Annotated in this window: 14 protein-coding genes and 1 tRNA gene; 12 read left to right on the top strand and 3 right to left on the bottom strand. The window is 67.4% G+C overall.

Features of this window, described 5'->3' with window-relative positions; genetic code table 11:
• The first annotated feature begins 4 nt into the window (after positions 1-4).
• From ACW9UR_RS03260 to ACW9UR_RS03230, 7 genes are all read left to right on the top strand, one after another.
• Positions 5-505, top strand: coding sequence for a TRAP transporter small permease (locus tag ACW9UR_RS03260; RefSeq protein ID WP_458915473.1), 501 nt, complete (start codon positions 5-7; stop codon positions 503-505).
• Positions 502-1,860 (top strand): TRAP transporter large permease, encoded by a 1,359-nt coding sequence (locus ACW9UR_RS03255; protein ID WP_458915472.1) that lies wholly within the window; start codon positions 502-504, stop codon positions 1,858-1,860. The genes ACW9UR_RS03260 and ACW9UR_RS03255 overlap by 4 nt, the downstream gene beginning before the upstream one ends.
• Before the next feature lie 4 nt (positions 1,861-1,864).
• Positions 1,865-3,580, top strand: a complete 1,716-nt coding sequence (locus ACW9UR_RS03250; RefSeq protein ID WP_458915471.1) for a thiamine pyrophosphate-requiring protein — start codon at positions 1,865-1,867, stop codon at positions 3,578-3,580.
• Between the two features lie 70 nt (positions 3,581-3,650).
• On the top strand, positions 3,651-5,312 hold the full coding sequence (locus ACW9UR_RS03245) for a tetratricopeptide repeat protein (protein ID WP_458915470.1): 1,662 nt from the start codon (positions 3,651-3,653) through the stop codon (positions 5,310-5,312).
• Between the two features lie 202 nt (positions 5,313-5,514).
• Positions 5,515-7,071, top strand: coding sequence for a CHAD domain-containing protein (locus ACW9UR_RS03240; RefSeq protein WP_458915469.1), 1,557 nt, complete (start codon positions 5,515-5,517; stop codon positions 7,069-7,071).
• Positions 7,068-7,811 (top strand): ParA family protein, encoded by a 744-nt coding sequence (locus ACW9UR_RS03235; RefSeq protein WP_458915468.1) that lies wholly within the window; start codon positions 7,068-7,070, stop codon positions 7,809-7,811. The genes ACW9UR_RS03240 and ACW9UR_RS03235 overlap by 4 nt, the downstream gene beginning before the upstream one ends.
• 2 nt (positions 7,812-7,813) lie before the next feature.
• A complete protein-coding gene (locus ACW9UR_RS03230) occupies positions 7,814-8,290 on the top strand; it encodes a CYTH domain-containing protein (RefSeq protein ID WP_458915467.1) in 477 nt (158 codons plus the stop codon).
• Positions 8,291-8,335: 45 nt separating this feature from the next.
• Here the strand turns inward: ACW9UR_RS03230 and ACW9UR_RS03225 are convergent, their stop codons facing one another.
• The 3 genes from ACW9UR_RS03225 to ACW9UR_RS03215 form a co-directional block, all read right to left on the bottom strand.
• On the bottom strand, positions 8,336-9,073 hold the full coding sequence (locus ACW9UR_RS03225) for an outer membrane beta-barrel protein (protein ID WP_458915466.1): 738 nt from the start codon (positions 9,071-9,073) through the stop codon (positions 8,336-8,338).
• A 168-nt stretch (positions 9,074-9,241) separates the two neighbouring features.
• Positions 9,242-9,325 (bottom strand) — tRNA-Tyr (locus tag ACW9UR_RS03220).
• Positions 9,326-9,409: 84 nt separating this feature from the next.
• Positions 9,410-9,853: a GNAT family N-acetyltransferase gene (locus ACW9UR_RS03215; RefSeq protein ID WP_458915465.1), complete on the bottom strand. Its 444-nt coding sequence runs from the start codon at positions 9,851-9,853 to the stop codon at positions 9,410-9,412.
• Between the two features lie 48 nt (positions 9,854-9,901).
• On the opposite strand from ACW9UR_RS03215, the gene rlmB reads away from it, so the two are divergent.
• The 5 genes from rlmB to ACW9UR_RS03190 all read left to right on the top strand — a co-directional run bounded on the left by rlmB (position 9,902) and on the right by ACW9UR_RS03190 (position 15,533).
• Positions 9,902-10,732 carry a 23S rRNA (guanosine(2251)-2'-O)-methyltransferase RlmB gene (gene rlmB / locus ACW9UR_RS03210; protein ID WP_458915464.1) on the top strand — a complete coding sequence of 277 codons (831 nt, stop codon included), beginning with the start codon at positions 9,902-9,904 and terminating at the stop codon, positions 10,730-10,732.
• Positions 10,725-11,027 carry a hypothetical protein gene (locus ACW9UR_RS03205; RefSeq protein WP_458915463.1) on the top strand — a complete coding sequence of 101 codons (303 nt, stop codon included), beginning with the start codon at positions 10,725-10,727 and terminating at the stop codon, positions 11,025-11,027. Before rlmB ends, ACW9UR_RS03205 begins: the two co-directional genes overlap by 8 nt.
• Positions 11,028-11,094: 67 nt before the next feature.
• Entirely contained in the window at positions 11,095-11,562 is a 468-nt protein-coding gene (locus tag ACW9UR_RS03200) for a YHS domain-containing (seleno)protein (protein ID WP_458915462.1), read from the top strand.
• 362 nt (positions 11,563-11,924) lie between these two features.
• On the top strand, positions 11,925-13,229 hold the full coding sequence (locus ACW9UR_RS03195; protein WP_458915461.1) for an O-acetylhomoserine aminocarboxypropyltransferase/cysteine synthase family protein: 1,305 nt from the start codon (positions 11,925-11,927) through the stop codon (positions 13,227-13,229).
• A gap of 192 nt (positions 13,230-13,421) precedes the next feature.
• Positions 13,422-15,533 (top strand): hypothetical protein, encoded by a 2,112-nt coding sequence (locus ACW9UR_RS03190; RefSeq protein ID WP_458915460.1) that lies wholly within the window; start codon positions 13,422-13,424, stop codon positions 15,531-15,533.
• Positions 15,534-15,631: the final 98 nt, after the last annotated feature.

Raw genomic sequence — 15,631 nt, 5'->3', positions numbered from 1 at the left:
GGCCATGGGCATGACCCGGGACCGCAGCGGGCTTTCCGCTGCGGTCGCTCGTCTGGTGACGCTCTGGGCGTTGCTCGGCGGGGTGCTACTGCTGCTGGTCGTCGCGGTCAACGTCGTGTCGGTCCTCGGCGCGATCGTCTGGAAACCGTTTCCGGGCGATTTCGAGCTGACCGAGATCGGCGTCGCGGTCGCAGTTTTCGCCTTCCTGCCCTATTGCCAGCTGACCGATTCCAACGTGACGGCAGACATTTTCACCGCGCGGGCGCCCGCCCCGGTGGTCGCGGCCCTCAAGGCGCTGGCCTCGCTGATCGCGTTCGCCTTCGCAGCCATCCTGGTTTGGCGGATGTGGCTGGGGATGCTTGACCAGAAGAACTACGACTACACCACGGCGATCCTCCAGGTACCGATCTGGTGGGGGTTCGTGCCGATCCTTCTGTCGCTTGCGCTGCTGATCGCGGCCGCGGCGCTGACCTTCATTGAATCCCTGGGCCAGGTGCGCAAATGACCGACCCGACGACCCTAGGCCTCATCGCGCTCGCGGTGCTGGTCGTGCTGATCGCGATCCGCATTCCGATCGCCTATGCGATGATCCTGGTGGGCGGCGTCGGCATCGCGCTTGTGAACGGCCCGGCCCTGTTGCTGAGCCAGCTCAAGACACTCGCATACGGGCAATTCTCGATCTACGACCTGTCGGTCGTGCCGATGTTCATCCTGATGGGCGAGCTTGCCACCGTCGCGGGCCTGAGCCATGCGCTGTTCCGAGGCGCGAACGCTTGGCTCGGGTGGATGCGCGGCGGCACAGCAATGGCGGCCATCGCCGGCTGCGCGGGCTTCGGCGCGGTCTGCGGCTCGTCGCTGGCAACCGCCTCGACCATGGGCAAGGTCGCCCTGCCGGAGCTAAAGCGTTACAACTACTCCGGCGCGCTTGCGACCGGCTCGCTAGCCGCCGGCGGCGTGCTTGGCATCCTGATCCCGCCCTCGGTCGTGCTGATCGTCTACGCCGTCATCGTCGAGGCGAACGTGGTCACCATGTTCGCCGCCGCGCTTCTTCCAGGCATCCTGGCGGTGCTGCTGTTCATCCTGACCATCGCGATCTACGTGCTGATCCGCCCCGAGGCCGGCCCTCCCGGCGGCGCCGCATCGCGCGCCGAGTTCGTCAGCGCCACCGTCGGACTGATCCCGGTCACCGTGATCTTTGGCATCGTGCTGGGCGGCATCTACGCGGGCTTCTTCAACCCGACCCCGGCCGCCGCCATCGGCGTCGCGCTGGTCGGCCTCTACGGCGCTGTGCGCCGCAAGTTCGGCTTCGGCGAACTGATCCACGCGCTGTTGGCCACCGCGCGGACCTCGGGGATGATCTACCTGATCCTGCTCGGCGCCGAGTTGATGAAGATCCTCATGTCCCGCATCGGGCTGCCGCAGCAGGCCGCGAGCTATATCGCCGACGCGGGCTTTCCGCCAATGGCGGTGATGATCGTACTGCTGGTCGCGCTGATCCTGCTGGGCTGCCTGATGGACAGCCTGTCGATGATCCTGCTGGTGATCCCGTTCTTCTGGCCTGTCCTGCTGGAGATCAACGGCGGTCTCTACCAGGGGGCTGACGGATCGGGCTTCGGCATGAGCTCGGAGGACCTGAAGGTCTGGTTCGGCATCCTCGCCTTGATCGTCGTGGAACTTGGGCTGATAACACCGCCGGTCGGCATGAACGTCTTCATCATCTCGGCGCTCGCCCGCGACACGCCGATGATCGAGACCTTTAAGGGCGTGCTTCCCTTCTTCAGCGCCGAGCTGATCCGCGTGGCGATCCTGCTGGCCTTCCCCGCCCTGACCCTGTGGCTGCCCAGCGTGATCGGAGGCTGACCCCATGACCAAGGGCCCCATGAAAAAGGGCAAGGTGACCGCGGGGGGCGCAATCTTCCCGCGCCTAAAGGCACTCGACGTCGAGTATGTGTTCGTGAACTCGGGCACCGACTTTCCTCCGATCATCGAGGGGCTGGCCCAGGCGGCCGCCGAGGGGATCGAGCTGCCGCAGGCACTGGTGATGCCGCACGAGAATGCCGCGATGGGCATGGCGCACGGTTACTATCTGATGACCGGGCGCGCGCAGGCGGTGATGCTGCACACCAATGTCGGCCTGGCGAACGGCGCGATCGGCGCGATAAACGCCGCCTGCGAGCATGTGCCGATGATCCTGATGTCGGGCCGCACACCGGTGACGGAAATCGGCCGCTTCGGCGCACGCACCGTCCCCATCGGCTGGGGGCAGGAGATGCGCGATCAGACCGCTCTGGTCCGCGAGGCGGCGAAATGGGACTACGAGTTGAAGTTCCCCGAGCAGGTGCCAGACCTTCTGGACCGCGCCCACGCCATCGCCAACTCGACGCCCAAGGGGCCGGTGTACTTGTCGATCCCGCGCGAGGTGCTGTGCGAGGAGATCCCGACCGAGGGCCTGGACGCCGCCCCTGGCATGGCGTCCGCGCAGACCGCGCCGGACCCACAGGCCATCGCCACGCTGGCCGGGTGGCTGGCCGAAGCCGAGGCGCCCCTGGTCATCGCCCAGCGCGGCGCGGGCGATGAGGTCAGCTTCGCCGCCTTCTCGGACTGGGCCGAGAGTTGGGGCGTTGCGGTCTGCTCGTGGTGGGCGACGCACCTGGCGATCCCGACGGATCACCCATGCCATGTCGGCGCCGATCCTGGTCCGTGGCTGGAGAAGGCCGACGTGGTGGTGATCCTCGATTGCCTGGCGCCTTGGCAGCCGGACATCCACCGCCCGCACCCTGGCGCAAAGATCGCGAATGTCGGCCCCGACCCTCTGTTCTCGCGCTTTCCAGTGCGCAACTTCGGGTCGGACCTGTCGATCACCGGCGAAAATGCGACGACGATACCGGCGCTGATTTCGGCGATGGAAGGCCTGCCCCGCGACGAAGCGAAGCTCGCCACCCGCCGTGCGGCGCTGGCCGACACCACCGACAGGATGCGTCGCGGCCTTGCAGAAGCCGCGGTGCCCAAGGGCGGGCGGATCACCAAGGCGCAGGCGAGCCATGCGCTTGGCCGGGCGCTTGAAGGCCTGCCCGCGACGGTTTTCTCGGAATTGGGCACCAGCCTTGGCACGATTTCACGCCACGAGCCGCGGTCGTGGTTCCAGGAACCGCATTCGGGCGGGCTCGGCTGGTCCTTCCCCGCCGCGCTCGGGGCGCAACTGGCCGCGCCCGAGCGGATCTGCGTCGCGACAATGGGCGACGGCAGCTACATCTTTGCCAACCCCGCCGCCTGCCACCAGATCGCCGAGGCGCTCGAACTTCCCGTGCTGGTGGTGATCCTGAACAACGGCGAATGGGGCGCGGTGCGGGCCTCGGTCTCAGGGCTCTACCCGGACGGGGCGGCGGCGCAGGCGAACAGGATGCCGCTGACGAACCTGGAACCAACGCCCGACTTCACCCGATACGCCGAGGCCAGCCGCGCCTGGGCCCGACTGGTCGAGGACCCGGAGGCGCTGGATGCAGCCATCGCCGACGCGCTGAAAGTCGTTCAGGAAGAGCGCCGCTGCGCCCTGCTGGAGGTCCGCGTCTCGGGCGGCTGACCAGGCAATCGCCGCACCCGCTCCCCTCGATCCATGCTATGCTCCGCCCCATGGATCAGGGGGCGGTTCCGTGAGTTACTTCGACATCGACGTCTATTCGCGCAAGGTCACGACGAAATCGGCCAAGGCGCAAAAATGGTTCGACCGCGGACTGGTCTGGTGCTTCGCCTACAGCCACGAGGAAGCCGCCGACTGTTTCCGCCGGGCGCTCGACCACGACCCGAAATGCGCGATGGCCTGGTGGGGCCTCGCCTACGCTGTCGGGCCGAATTACAACCTGCCGTGGATCAAGCGCGACGAGCAGATGCGCGCGGACTCGCTGGCCGAGGCCTATGACGCGACGCAGGCCGGGTTGAAGCTCAAGAAAGTCACCGAGGCCGAGCGCGCCCTGCTCGAAGCCCTGACCGCCCGCTTCCCGCAGCGTGATCCGGCGCCGCTCGAGGTGATGACCGGCTGGAACGACGATTTCGCCGACGCCATGCGGCAGGTCCACCACGCGCATCTGGGCGATCTCGACGTGCGGGCGATCTTCGTCGAGGCGATCATGAACCGCACGCCCTGGCAGATGTGGAACCTTCAGACCGGCCTGCCCGCCGAGGGCGCCGGGACCGAAGAGGCGCGCACCGCACTGGAGTGGGCCTTCGAAAACGATCCCGCCGCCTGGAAACATCCGGGGCTGCTGCACCTTTACGTCCACCTCATGGAGATGTCGCCAACCCCCGAGGCCGCGATGAAAGCCGGCGACGTGCTGCGCGACCTTGTGCCGGACTCGGGCCACCTGCTGCACATGCCGACGCATATCGACATCCAGTGCGGCCAGTACCGCGACACCTGGTACTGGAACCACAAGGCCAGCCAGGTCGACCGCAAGTACCTGGATCGAAACGGCGTCTACAAGATCTACACCGGTTACCGGATCCACAACTACCATTTCGCGGTCTACGGCGCGATGTTCCTGGGCCAGTACGAACCGGCGCTGGCCGCCGCGCAGGAGCTCATCGACGTCACGCCCGAGGATCTGCTGCGCGTGCCCTCGCCGCCGATGGCCGACTACTTCGAGAGCTATTTCGCGATCCGCGATCACGTGCTGATCCGCTTCGGCAGATGGCGCGAGATCATCGACCTGCCAATGCCCGAGGACCCCGCGCTCTTCGCTAACCTCACAGCGGTGCGCCACTACGCCAAGGGCGTCGCCCATGCGGCCTTGGGCGAGGTCGACGCCGCCGAAGAACAGCAGCGCCTGTTCCTCGCCACCCGCGACCGGGTTCCCGAGGGCCGGTTGATGCACAACATGCACTGCCACCAGCAACTCGCCGTCGCGGAGGAAATGCTCGCGGGCGAGATCGACTACCGCAAGGGACACTTTGATACCGGCTTCGCGCACCTGCGCCGCGCAATCGCGCTCGAGGATGCGCTGCCCTATGACGAACCCTGGGGTTGGATGCAGCCGACCCGCCATGCGCTCGGTGCGCTGCTGCTGGAGCAGAACCGTGTCGAAGAAGCGGAGGCCGTCTACCGCGAGGATCTCGGTCTTGGCGGCACCCTGCCCCGCGCGCAGATCCACCCCGACAACGTGTGGAGCCTGCGCGGCCTGATGGATTGCCTGACCCGACGCGGCGCGGATGAAAGCGCCGAGGGACGGTTGCTCGCGCAGCGGCTGAACCTCGCCAACGCGCGGGCCGACAGACCGGTGCGCGCATCGTGTTTCTGCGCGCAGGCCGCTGCGGAATGAGCGCCTGCTCACAATCGGCCCCGGCGTCACTGTTGCAAGATGATATATTATCGTGACAAATACCCCCTTCGAAGCCGTGCGGAACAGGGCGCGCCTTCGAGACCAGGCATGGAACGCCCGGTCCTGCCCAGACCTCGCCGAGCATCCGGGCGGGATACATTTCAGGGCGTGACCGGGCCAATTGAAAAGGGCGGACGAACCGTTGACCACTGACGACGCGCGCACGGGCACGACCCCGGCGCCCGACGAAATCCTCATCATTTCCGGCACGCTTTCCCCGAAACGTGCCACAACCGGGCTCGGCAAACGCCGGCTGAGCGAGACCGGCACTGACGACAAGGCTGCCTTCCGCCTGCTCGACACGTTCGACGGCCAGGTCACCGCCGCAGGCGCGCTGGTGCTGGAGACGGCCAGCGAACTCGTACTGCTCGACGCCAAGGGCAGCGAGACGGTCCAGACCGCGCATGGCACGGCTGGCTTCGTACAGGATCTGCCGGACGGACCGGTGAAACACGCGCTCGCAGGCATCGTCGATCCGCTGCGCACCCTCTTGCCGATCGCCTCGGGCACCCTTGTTTTCAAGAGCTTCGCGTTGGTGGACGAACTCGACAAGACGCAGGCCCGGCTGTCGCTTCGCGAACTGACGGTCGACGGGCAGAAGGTCGTGACCCTCGCCGCACTGCAGCGCCTGCGCGGCTATGACAAGCCGTTCGCCCAATTGCGCGCGGCGCTAGCAGCCGACAAGGCGGCGCCGTTGAAGCTGGCAGACGTGGCCACGCACCTGGCACCGGACCTTGTCGGATACAACCCGAAGCCCGACGTACCGATGGCCCCGGGCGATGCAGTATATCGCGTGGCAAACGATGTGATCCGCACCTATCTCGACGTCGCGCGCCAGAACGAGGCCGGCGTGCAGGCCGATCACGACAGCGAATTCCTGCACGACTACCGTGTCGCCCTGCGCAAGGTCCGTTCGGTGCTGAGCCTGTTCAAGGGCGTCTATTCCGAGGACTGCACGCGGGAACTGAAAGACCGCTTCTCGGCGCTTATGGCCGCGACCGGAACGCTGCGCGACCTCGACGTCTACCTGCTTGAGCGCGAGAGCTACCTCGGCCTTGTGCCCGAAAGCCTGCAACCCGGACTCGATCGAATGTTCTCCAGCTTTGCCGAAGGGCGCGGCGAGGCGCAGACTAAGCTAGCCAAGCGGTTCCGCAGCGCGGCATACCGCAAGGAGATCGAGGATCTGCAGGCGCTGTTCGCCGAACCGGTAACGCTCGAGAAAGGCCCGACGGCGGACCGGACCGCCTTTGATTTTTCACGCCAGCTGATCTGGAAACGCTACCGCAAGGTTTGCAAGACCGCCGCCGACATAACCCCCAAGACGCCGGACGAGCATGTCCACGAGCTGCGCATTCACTGCAAGAAACTGCGCTACCTGATGGAGTTCTTCTCGCCGCTTTTCGGCTCGGAGACCAAGCCGCTCATCAAGGCGCTGAAGAAGCTGCAGGACAACCTCGGCAATTTCAACGACTACTCGGTTCAGCAGGTCGCGCTACAGGACTACCTCGAAAAGCTGAAGTCGGCCCGCAATCCGCAGAAACTCGAAATCGCGCAAAGCGTCGGCGCGCTGATCGCCGTGCTTCACCAGCGCCAACTCGAGGAACGCGCCAAGGTTGCCGACAGCTTCGCGACCTTCGACGGCGAGGACACCCGCGCGGGCTTCCGCAAACTCTTCAAGGGCGCGGAGGTCCCGGCATGAAGATCATCGCGAGCTATTCCAACAAGGGCGGCGTCGGCAAAACGGCCACCTCGGTCAACCTGGCGCATTCCTTCGCGGCGGGCGGCAAGCGCGTGCTGCTGTGCGATCTGGACCCGCAAGGCGCCTCAGGCTTCTATTTCCGGGTGAAGCCCTCGAAGAAGCTGAAGAACGAAACCTTCTTCAAGGATGTCGAACGGTTCACGAAGTCGATCCGCGCCAGCGATTTCGACAATCTCGACATCCTGCCAGCGAACCTGACGTTCCGCGATTTCGACGTGTTCCTGTCGCGGATGAAAAGCAGCCGATCGCGCCTGCACAAGGCGCTGAAATCGGTGAATAGCGATTATGACGTTGTCGTGCTGGATTGCCCGCCGAACATCTCGACCCTGTCCGAGAACGTGTTCCGCGCCGCCGACGCCATCGTCGTGCCGGTGATCCCAACCACCCTGTCAGAGCGGACGCTGGACCAGCTGATCGAGTTCTTCGCAGCCGAGAAATTGCCCCGCAAGAAGCTGATGCCGTTCTTCTCGATGGTCGAGAAGCGCAAGAAGCTGCACGCCGAAACCGAAGCGCGGCTGCGTAAGACCCACCCGAAGCGCATCCTGAAAACTTCGATCCCGTTCTCGTCGGATATCGAGAAGATGGGCGTCCACCGCGCCCCCGTCGCGACCTTCGCGCCGGGCCGCGAGGCGGGCAAGGCCTATGACGCGCTGTGGCGCGAAGTCATGGACAGGCTTTGAAGATGGCCACGGAAATCGAGATCGAGCGCAAGTTCCTGGTCCGGCAGATGCCGGACCTCTCGAACGCCCGCTCCGAGGCGGTGCGGCAGGGTTACCTGACCTTGCCCGAGGACTCGGTCGAACTGCGCCTGCGCCAGAAGGGCGCGCGCTTCTTCCTGACGCTGAAATCCGGCGACGGGCTGGCGCGTCAGGAACGCGAGGTGCCGATCGACGCAGCCCAGTTCGATCGGCTCTGGCCCGCGACCGAAGGCCGGCGGATCGAGAAGGAACGCTGGACCGGCGGCCTGCCCGGCGGTCTTGTCTTCGAACTGGACGTCTTCGCGGGCGCGCACGCACCGCTCCGCCTTGTCGAGGTCGAGTTTCCGTCCGAGGATGCCGCCCGATCCTTCACACCGCCCGACTGGCTCGGTACGGAGGTGACATCGGACAAGCGCTACGGAAACAAGGTCATGGCGCTCCGCGGCCTGCCCGCCGATTGAGACCATCCACGGGGGCCATCGCGCCCCCGTATCCCAGGCCGCGTATCAGAACCGAGCCGAGACGCCCAGTAGAAGCCCATAGAGCTCCAGCTTGGTATCCGCGTTGTCGAACTCGCGGTCGATAGACAGGTAACGGTAGCCGCCCTGAAGCACCCAGGTCTCGTTGATCTCGTAACCCGCCCCTCCGTAGATCTGCCAGCTGAGGTCCGAAGCGTCACCGATGCCGAAGCCGCCGATATCCGCGAACCCGTTGACGAACCAGCTGTCTCCGATTGGGGCCCGCACCCGTGCGCCGATCACCGGATCGACCCACTGGTCCCCGCGAGAAGTGTCCAGGTCGGGCGCGCCGTCGCCGCGCAGACCGAGCCCGATATCCACGTTGTAGTAGCGGAAACCGCCCAGCACATCGACGCTGACGTTCGGCTGCTCGATCGCGCGATACGTCGCGAAACCGCCGATGACCGCCATGTCGCTCGAGACCTTCGCCTCGGAATAGGTCGGGAATCCGGTGCTGCTGAAGGACGTCAGTTCGGAGTAGATGACGTCAACCACGCCGCTCCAGCGGCCGCGCCTTGCCTCGGCGGCAGTGAAGAGCGCGATGTCCAGCGAATCCCAGACGTCCGAGAAGCTGATGTTGCTGTTCACGGTTCCGCGCGGGGTTTCCAGCTCGCTGTTGATCCCGGTGAACCAGCCGTAAAGCGAAAACGTGAATTCCCAGTCATCCTGCGCCGAGGCCGGCGCCGCCAGGCCGCACAGAGCAATAGCCAATGCTGCTTTTCTCATGGTCTTTCCCTCCCTGTCCCCCGGCAAAGCACCAAGCGCCTGCCAAGCCGGAAAACCATTTTGCCACAACAGGATGAAATCGCGCAGCCCAATTCGCGCCAAACACTGCGCGCCAAGCGCGACGGGATGCCGCAAACGTACCGATCGGGAGTGGATATTGCCGGGAAATGGTGGGCGACCCTGGAATCGAACCAGGCATGGGTCTCCCCGGCGGAGTTACAGTCCGCTGCCGCACCTTGCAGCACGTCGCCCTCTGAGGCCCGGTGAATACGAAGGCGGCGAGGCGGGGTCAATAGCGAAATCGACCGATTTTCCGCTTCCGCCCCGGCAGCCCGCCTAGCGCAGGTAGCGCTCCATGTAGACCCTTTCGAAGCCGTGGTCGAAGCGCCGGTCGACCTCGGTGAAGCCCTTGCCGCGGAAATAGGCCAGGTTCTCGAACATCTGCGCGTTGGTGTAGAAGATCGCGCGCCGGCAGTGGTGCTTCAGCCCCTCGCGGTCGGCGGCGTCCAGCAGCTGCCGGCCGACGCCCCTGCGACGGTAGCGGTAGCTGACCGCCAGCGCCTCGATGTGCACGTCCGGGCCGGAGATATGGTAGATGATGAATCCCCGGATCCCGTTGTCCTGCACGAACACGTAGATCCGCTCGTCCTCGACCAGCTTGCGCAGGTCGTCCGGCAACGGCTCCCGCCTGCCACGGACGCGCAAGGCATAGGGCGCGAACTGGGTCTGCGCCAGGTAGCGGATCTGCTGCAAGTCGGACATTCGGGCGTGACGGATCATACGAGATTCCTTGAATTCTGCCCCGCACAATGCCAAGTCGCTGGCGTCATGACCAGAAAATCGAACAGCCCCGCGCCCGGCGGCAGAAAATCGGGCGGCAAAAAGCCCGCCTGGGTGGTCGAGCGCGAGCGCGGCCGCGACGGCCAGCCCGAGCGTGTCTGGCTGTTCGGCCATCATGCCGTGCGCGACGCGCTGGTGAACCCCGCACGCGAGCGGTTCCGGCTGATCGTCACCAAGAACGCCGCCGACAAGCTGGCCGACGCCATCGCCGAGGCCGGGATCGAGCCGGAACTGGCCGACGCGCGCAAGTTCCCCGCCCCCATCGACCCGCAGTCCGTGCACCAGGGCGCGGCGATGGAGGTGGCGCCGCTCGACTGGGGCTCGGTCTCCGAGCTTTGCGCGCCCCGCGGCGGTGCGCCCCGCGTGGTGTTGCTCGACCGGGTGACGGACCCGCACAACGTCGGCGCAATCCTGCGCTCGGCCGAGGTCTTCGGCGCCCGCGCGGTGATCGCGCCGCACCGGCATTCCGCGCCCGAGACAGGGGCGCTGGCCAAAACCGCCTCGGGCGCGCTGGAACGCCAGCCCTACCTGCGGGTGCCCAACCTCGCCAACGCCATGCAATCGTTGGAGCAGATGGGCTACCTGATCGTGGGCCTCGACGGCGAGGCCGACCAGACGCTGGATCAGGCGCTGACCGGCACCGCCGAACGGCCCATTGCACTGACAATGGGCGCGGAAGGGCCTGGAATGCGCGAGCTGACCCGCAAGACCTGCCACGTGCTGGCACGGATCCCGGCCGCCGGTGCCTTCGGCTCGCTCAACGTCTCCAACGCCGCAGCCGTCGCGCTCTACGCCGCGCGCACCGTCAGCGATGCCTGACCGGACCAAGATCGCAACCTGCTCGTACTGCGGGACGCGCGCGGTGCTCGACTTCTCGAAGGGACCGCGGCACGAGCTGATCTGCACCGCCTGCGGCGCGCATCTCTCCGAGATGAAACCTCTGCGCACGGACCGCTCCGGCAAGTCCTCGCCGCCGCGCAAGGCGCCGCACCCGGACCCCGTGCCCGCGAAAAAACCGAAGAAAACCAAGGCCAAGAAGCGCAAGAGCCCGTTCAAGCGGCTTGGCGGCCACGTCGAGGACATCTTCGACGCGATAGAGGATATTTTCGACTGATTTCCGGGCGGTTGCAGTGTATGCTTCACACGAGGCAAATGACAGCAGCAACCCAGAGGTCCGCAAGATGACCCGTCCAACCCGCCGCACGGCGCTCGGCCTGATGGCCGCGGGCGCCGCCTCGGCCCTGAGCACTCCCGCCCGCGCCGGCTATGGCGAGCCGGTCTATCTCGACGGTCGCGGTCACGCTATCCGCGGATACGACCCGGTCGCCTACCATGTCTACGAGGAAGCCATCCGCGGCGACCTGGAATACTCCTACGAGACCAAGGAAGGCACCTGGCTCTTTTCCCGCGCCGACCACCTGTCGAAGTTCCGCTCACGTCCCGAACAGTACATGCCCCGCTTCGGCGGCTACTGCGCGCAAGGCGTGGCGTCCGGCTTCAAGCGGATGAGCGATCCCACGCTCTGGGTGCTGATCGACGGCAAGATCTACCTGCACTACTCGATCCCCGAGCAGAACCGCTGGGCGAACGATATCCGCGGCAACATCGAAACCGCCGAGGAAGTCTGGAAGGGCCTGCGCGACCTCTGATCGGCGCGCCCGGACAGCCCTGCCCGCCTTCCACTTTCGTCAAATATCCCCGCCGGAGGCATCCGGCGGCGGCCAGCCGGCGCACACGCCCGATCACGCTCGCGTGAGGCCCGGGCGAAATCCCGCCAGGCACGGCGCCGACATCTTGCCGGGACAGGAAACGCGCCTACTTGAGAATTATCGGGTGCGGCAGGAACGTGCCGTCCCGGTCTTTTTGTCCCTCGTTCCAGACCTCGGCCCGGGTTTTCCCGGGCCGCTTTTCTTGAGAACTCCCGCGCCCGCAAAATCCCGGTTCCCCCGCGCCCGCGCAGGCTCTAGGGTCTGCGCTGACCGAAACAAAGACTGACACGGGGGAAACACCGATGAGCGACAACAGCCGGCAACTTGGCTTCGACACTATGCAGGTCCACGCGGGCGTGCGGCCGGATCCCGCGACGGGCGCACGGCAGGTGCCGATCTACCAGAACACGGCCTACGCCTTCCGCGACGCCGACCATGCGGCGAAGCTCTTTAACCTGCAGGAAGTGGGCTACATCTACTCGCGCCTGACCAACCCGACGGTCAGCGCGCTGCAGGAACGCGTCGCCACGCTCGAGGGCGGCGTCGGTGCGGTCGGCTGCTCTTCGGGGCACGCGGCGCAGATCATGGCCCTGTTCCCCCTGATGCGCCCGGGCGACAACATCATCGCCTCGACCCGGCTCTATGGCGGCACGGTCACCCAGTTCAGCCAGACCATCAAGCGCTTCGGCTGGTCGGCGACGTTCGTCGATCTCGACGATCTCGACGCGCTGCGCGCGGCAGCTGACGAAAACACCAGGGCGATCTTCTGCGAGTCGATCTCGAACCCCGGCGGCTATGTCACCGATATTCCGGCCGTGGCAGAGGTCGCGAACGCCCTCCAGGTGCCGCTGATCGTCGACAACACCTCGGCCACTCCGTACCTGTGCAAACCGTTCGAGCAGGGCGCGCATATCGTCGTGCACTCGACCACGAAATACCTCTCGGGCAACGGTACCAGTGTCGGCGGCGTGGTCGTCGACTCGGGCAATTTCGACTGGACGGCGGCGGGCAAGTACCCCTCGCTGACCGAGCCGGAGCCCGCTTACCATGGCCTGAAGTTCCACGAGACCTTCGGCCCGATGGCCTTCACCTTCCACGGCATCGCCATCGGCCTGCGCGATCTCGGCATGACCATGGCCCCGATGAACGCGTTCCAGACCCTGCTGGGGATCGAGACGCTCAGCCTGCGCATGCAAAAGCATGTCGCGAACGCCGAGAAGATCGCCGCCTGGCTGGAGCAGGACAGCCGCGTCACCAAAGTCACCTACGCCGGCCTGCCCTCCTCGCCCTGGAACGAGCGCGCGAAGCGGCTGTACACCAAGGGTGCGGGCGCGCTCTTCACCTTCTCGGTCCAGGGCGGCTACGACGCCTGCGTGAAACTGGTCGATGCGGTCGAGATCTTCAGCCATGTCGCGAACCTCGGCGACACCCGCTCGCTGATCATCCACTCGGCCTCGACCACGCACCGCCAGCTGACCCCCGAGCAGCAGGAGGCGGCCGGCGCTGGCCCGGACGTCGTCCGCCTGTCGATCGGGATCGAGGACGCGGACGACCTGATCGCCGATCTAGACCAGGCGCTGACCGCCGCGACCCGCGCCGCCGCCTGACCGGCGACCGCTTCATCCGGTGCCCCGCCGCAAGGGGCGCCGGAAACCCGCCCGAATACCGGTCCTCGGGCTTCTTCTATGGCGCTGCACGCTCCTGGAGGCTATGCTCCCGCGCAGGCGGGGCTGCACCCCGCGGGAACGGCGGGCCACGACAAACGATCCCGCCGCGGGCAGACAGGACATGACCGGGCGATGAACGACCAAGCCGACAGGACCGACCTTCGCGACAACTGCCCTGCGGACGCACCGCGCTTCGCGCTGGACCTCGGCGGGGAAGGTGTCGGCCTCTACCGACAGGACCCCGGCGCCGAGTGGACGGAAGTCGCCCGCGTGGCCCTCGCCCTCGGACAAGTCGGGCAGGAAATGGCCCGTCTTCGGGGCCTTGCCGCATCGCTCACCGGTGACGCGCCGGTCGAGGTATGGCTGCCCGATACGCCATCGGGTCTGAACGCAGAAATCCCACAAACGCTCATCGACGAAGCTGGCGAGTTCCTCACCCGCCACGGCTTCACGCCCTCGCACTACACGTTCCGCGAGGCGCCCGAAGGCCTCGACGCGGCACCCGTCTTCCTGCCCCCGGCCGCGCCTGCCCAGCGCAAACGGCTGGGGCTCGCCGCGACGGTAGCGCTGGCGGTCCTCGGCGCCGGCGGCCTCTGGGGGCTGAGCGGGGGCAGCGACGCCCCCGAGCCGCGCGCGGATATCGGCGGCGGACAGCAGATCGTGCTCTCGGCCGAAGCCGCGCCCGCCCTCCACGCTGCGCCCGGCGCGCTCGACACTCCGGCCCGCGCGATACGGCCCGCGGCTGCGCGTGCGACCTCGACCCCGGACGCGGCCCCAAGCGCGCCGCCGCGCCCGCCCGGAGCCGTGGCGCTTTCCAGCGCCATCGCAACGCCCGTCAGCCCCGCCGTAGGTGCGACGCCCGCGATCCCGGCCACTGAACCGGCGGTCGCGGACCTGTCCAAGGCTCCGGCAAGCCCACCTGCAAATGCGGAAGACCGGACCGAAGTGCTGGCCAGCCTCGGCGCGCTGCGGCTGCTGGCAGATCCGCCCCGCACCGAGACGCCGCAGCCGGAACTGCCCAACAGCATCGTCGACGCCCGCGCAACACTGCCCGGAGCGCAGGAACCGGCGACCGCACCGCGCAGCCCAGCCTCGGCCCCGCGCGCCGAGAGTACTGCAGAGACGCTGCCGCCAACGCTGGACCGCGCGCTCGCCGCGACCGGGTTCCGGCCGGCGCTGCTCGACAGCATCGCCGCGCTTGCACTACCCGAGATCGCCGATGCCCCCCGCACCCCGCGCGAGGACACCGTTCCGGTGCGGGTGGCCGAGCTTCAGACCCTGCCGGTGTTGCCGCCGTCACGCCCGGGCACAGTGGCGGAGGTGCCCACCGCTTCCCCTTCCACCCCCGCTGCCCCGCAGCCCCCGGCAAAAGAACCGGTACAGGTCTTCTCGAGCAAACCCGAGATCGTTCCGCCCGCCCGGCCAGATTCCCGGCCTGCGGTCGCGGTGATCCCGGAGGAACCCGCCGTCGCCCCTCCCGAACGCCCGGTGGCAGCGGAGCCGGCGGTGCCGGTCTTTCCCCGCAAACCCGATATCGTGCCCCCGGCTCGCGGCGGCGCGACCGTCGCGGCCACGGCGCCGAGCCCCCGCGCGGTCGAAGCGGCCGAGATCGCGACCGCCGTTGCCGCCGCTACCGCCGCGGCGACAGCCGAGGCCGAGGACCTCGCCCCCTCGCCCAACGCGATCCGCCAGATGTCGCGGCCGCCCGCACGTCCCGGCGCGATGACCGCCGAAGAGCGCGAGCGGGAAGAACTGATGGCGGCCCTCGCGCCCAGCGACCTGGCGCTGACCCGTTCGGACGCACCCCGTGCGCGTCCCGACGCAGTCGTCGTCCGCGTTCCGGCCCCGGCCGCCGCAGCCGCTGGTGCGGTGGCGACGACGCCCGCGCCTGCGCCTTCGGTCGCAGCGGTGCGCCAGCCGGTCCCGGGCACGACCGTCGCGCCCACTCCGCAAGAGCCGCCCCGCGCCGCCACCGCCCCGCGGCCGGCGCCGCAGCTGCCGACGTCTGCCTCGGTCGCCAAGGCCGCCACCATCGACAACGCCATGCCGATGCGCCAGCTGGCACTGGTCGGCGTGTTCGGAAAATCAGGCAGCCGCCATGCGCTGGTGCGTCTGCCCAACGGCCGCTTCGTCAAGGTCGGCCCCGGAGACCGCGTCGACGGCTACCAGGTCGCCGCGATCGGGGAGAACGCCGTGCGCATGCGGCGCGGCGGTCGCGATACGGTTCTGGAAATCCCGAGGTAGATCCCGAAGCGGGCGGTGGGCTCCCGCCCGGCGCGGAGCGCCCCCAAGGGGCGCACCGCGCCCGTTGGGCCGGGCCCGCTTCGCGGGTCCGGGGGCGG

This window comes from Halovulum sp. GXIMD14794, assembly GCF_054457455.1.
The sequence above is the reverse complement of the archived record's forward strand: the minus strand, read 5'-3'. Positions and strand labels throughout refer to the sequence as shown.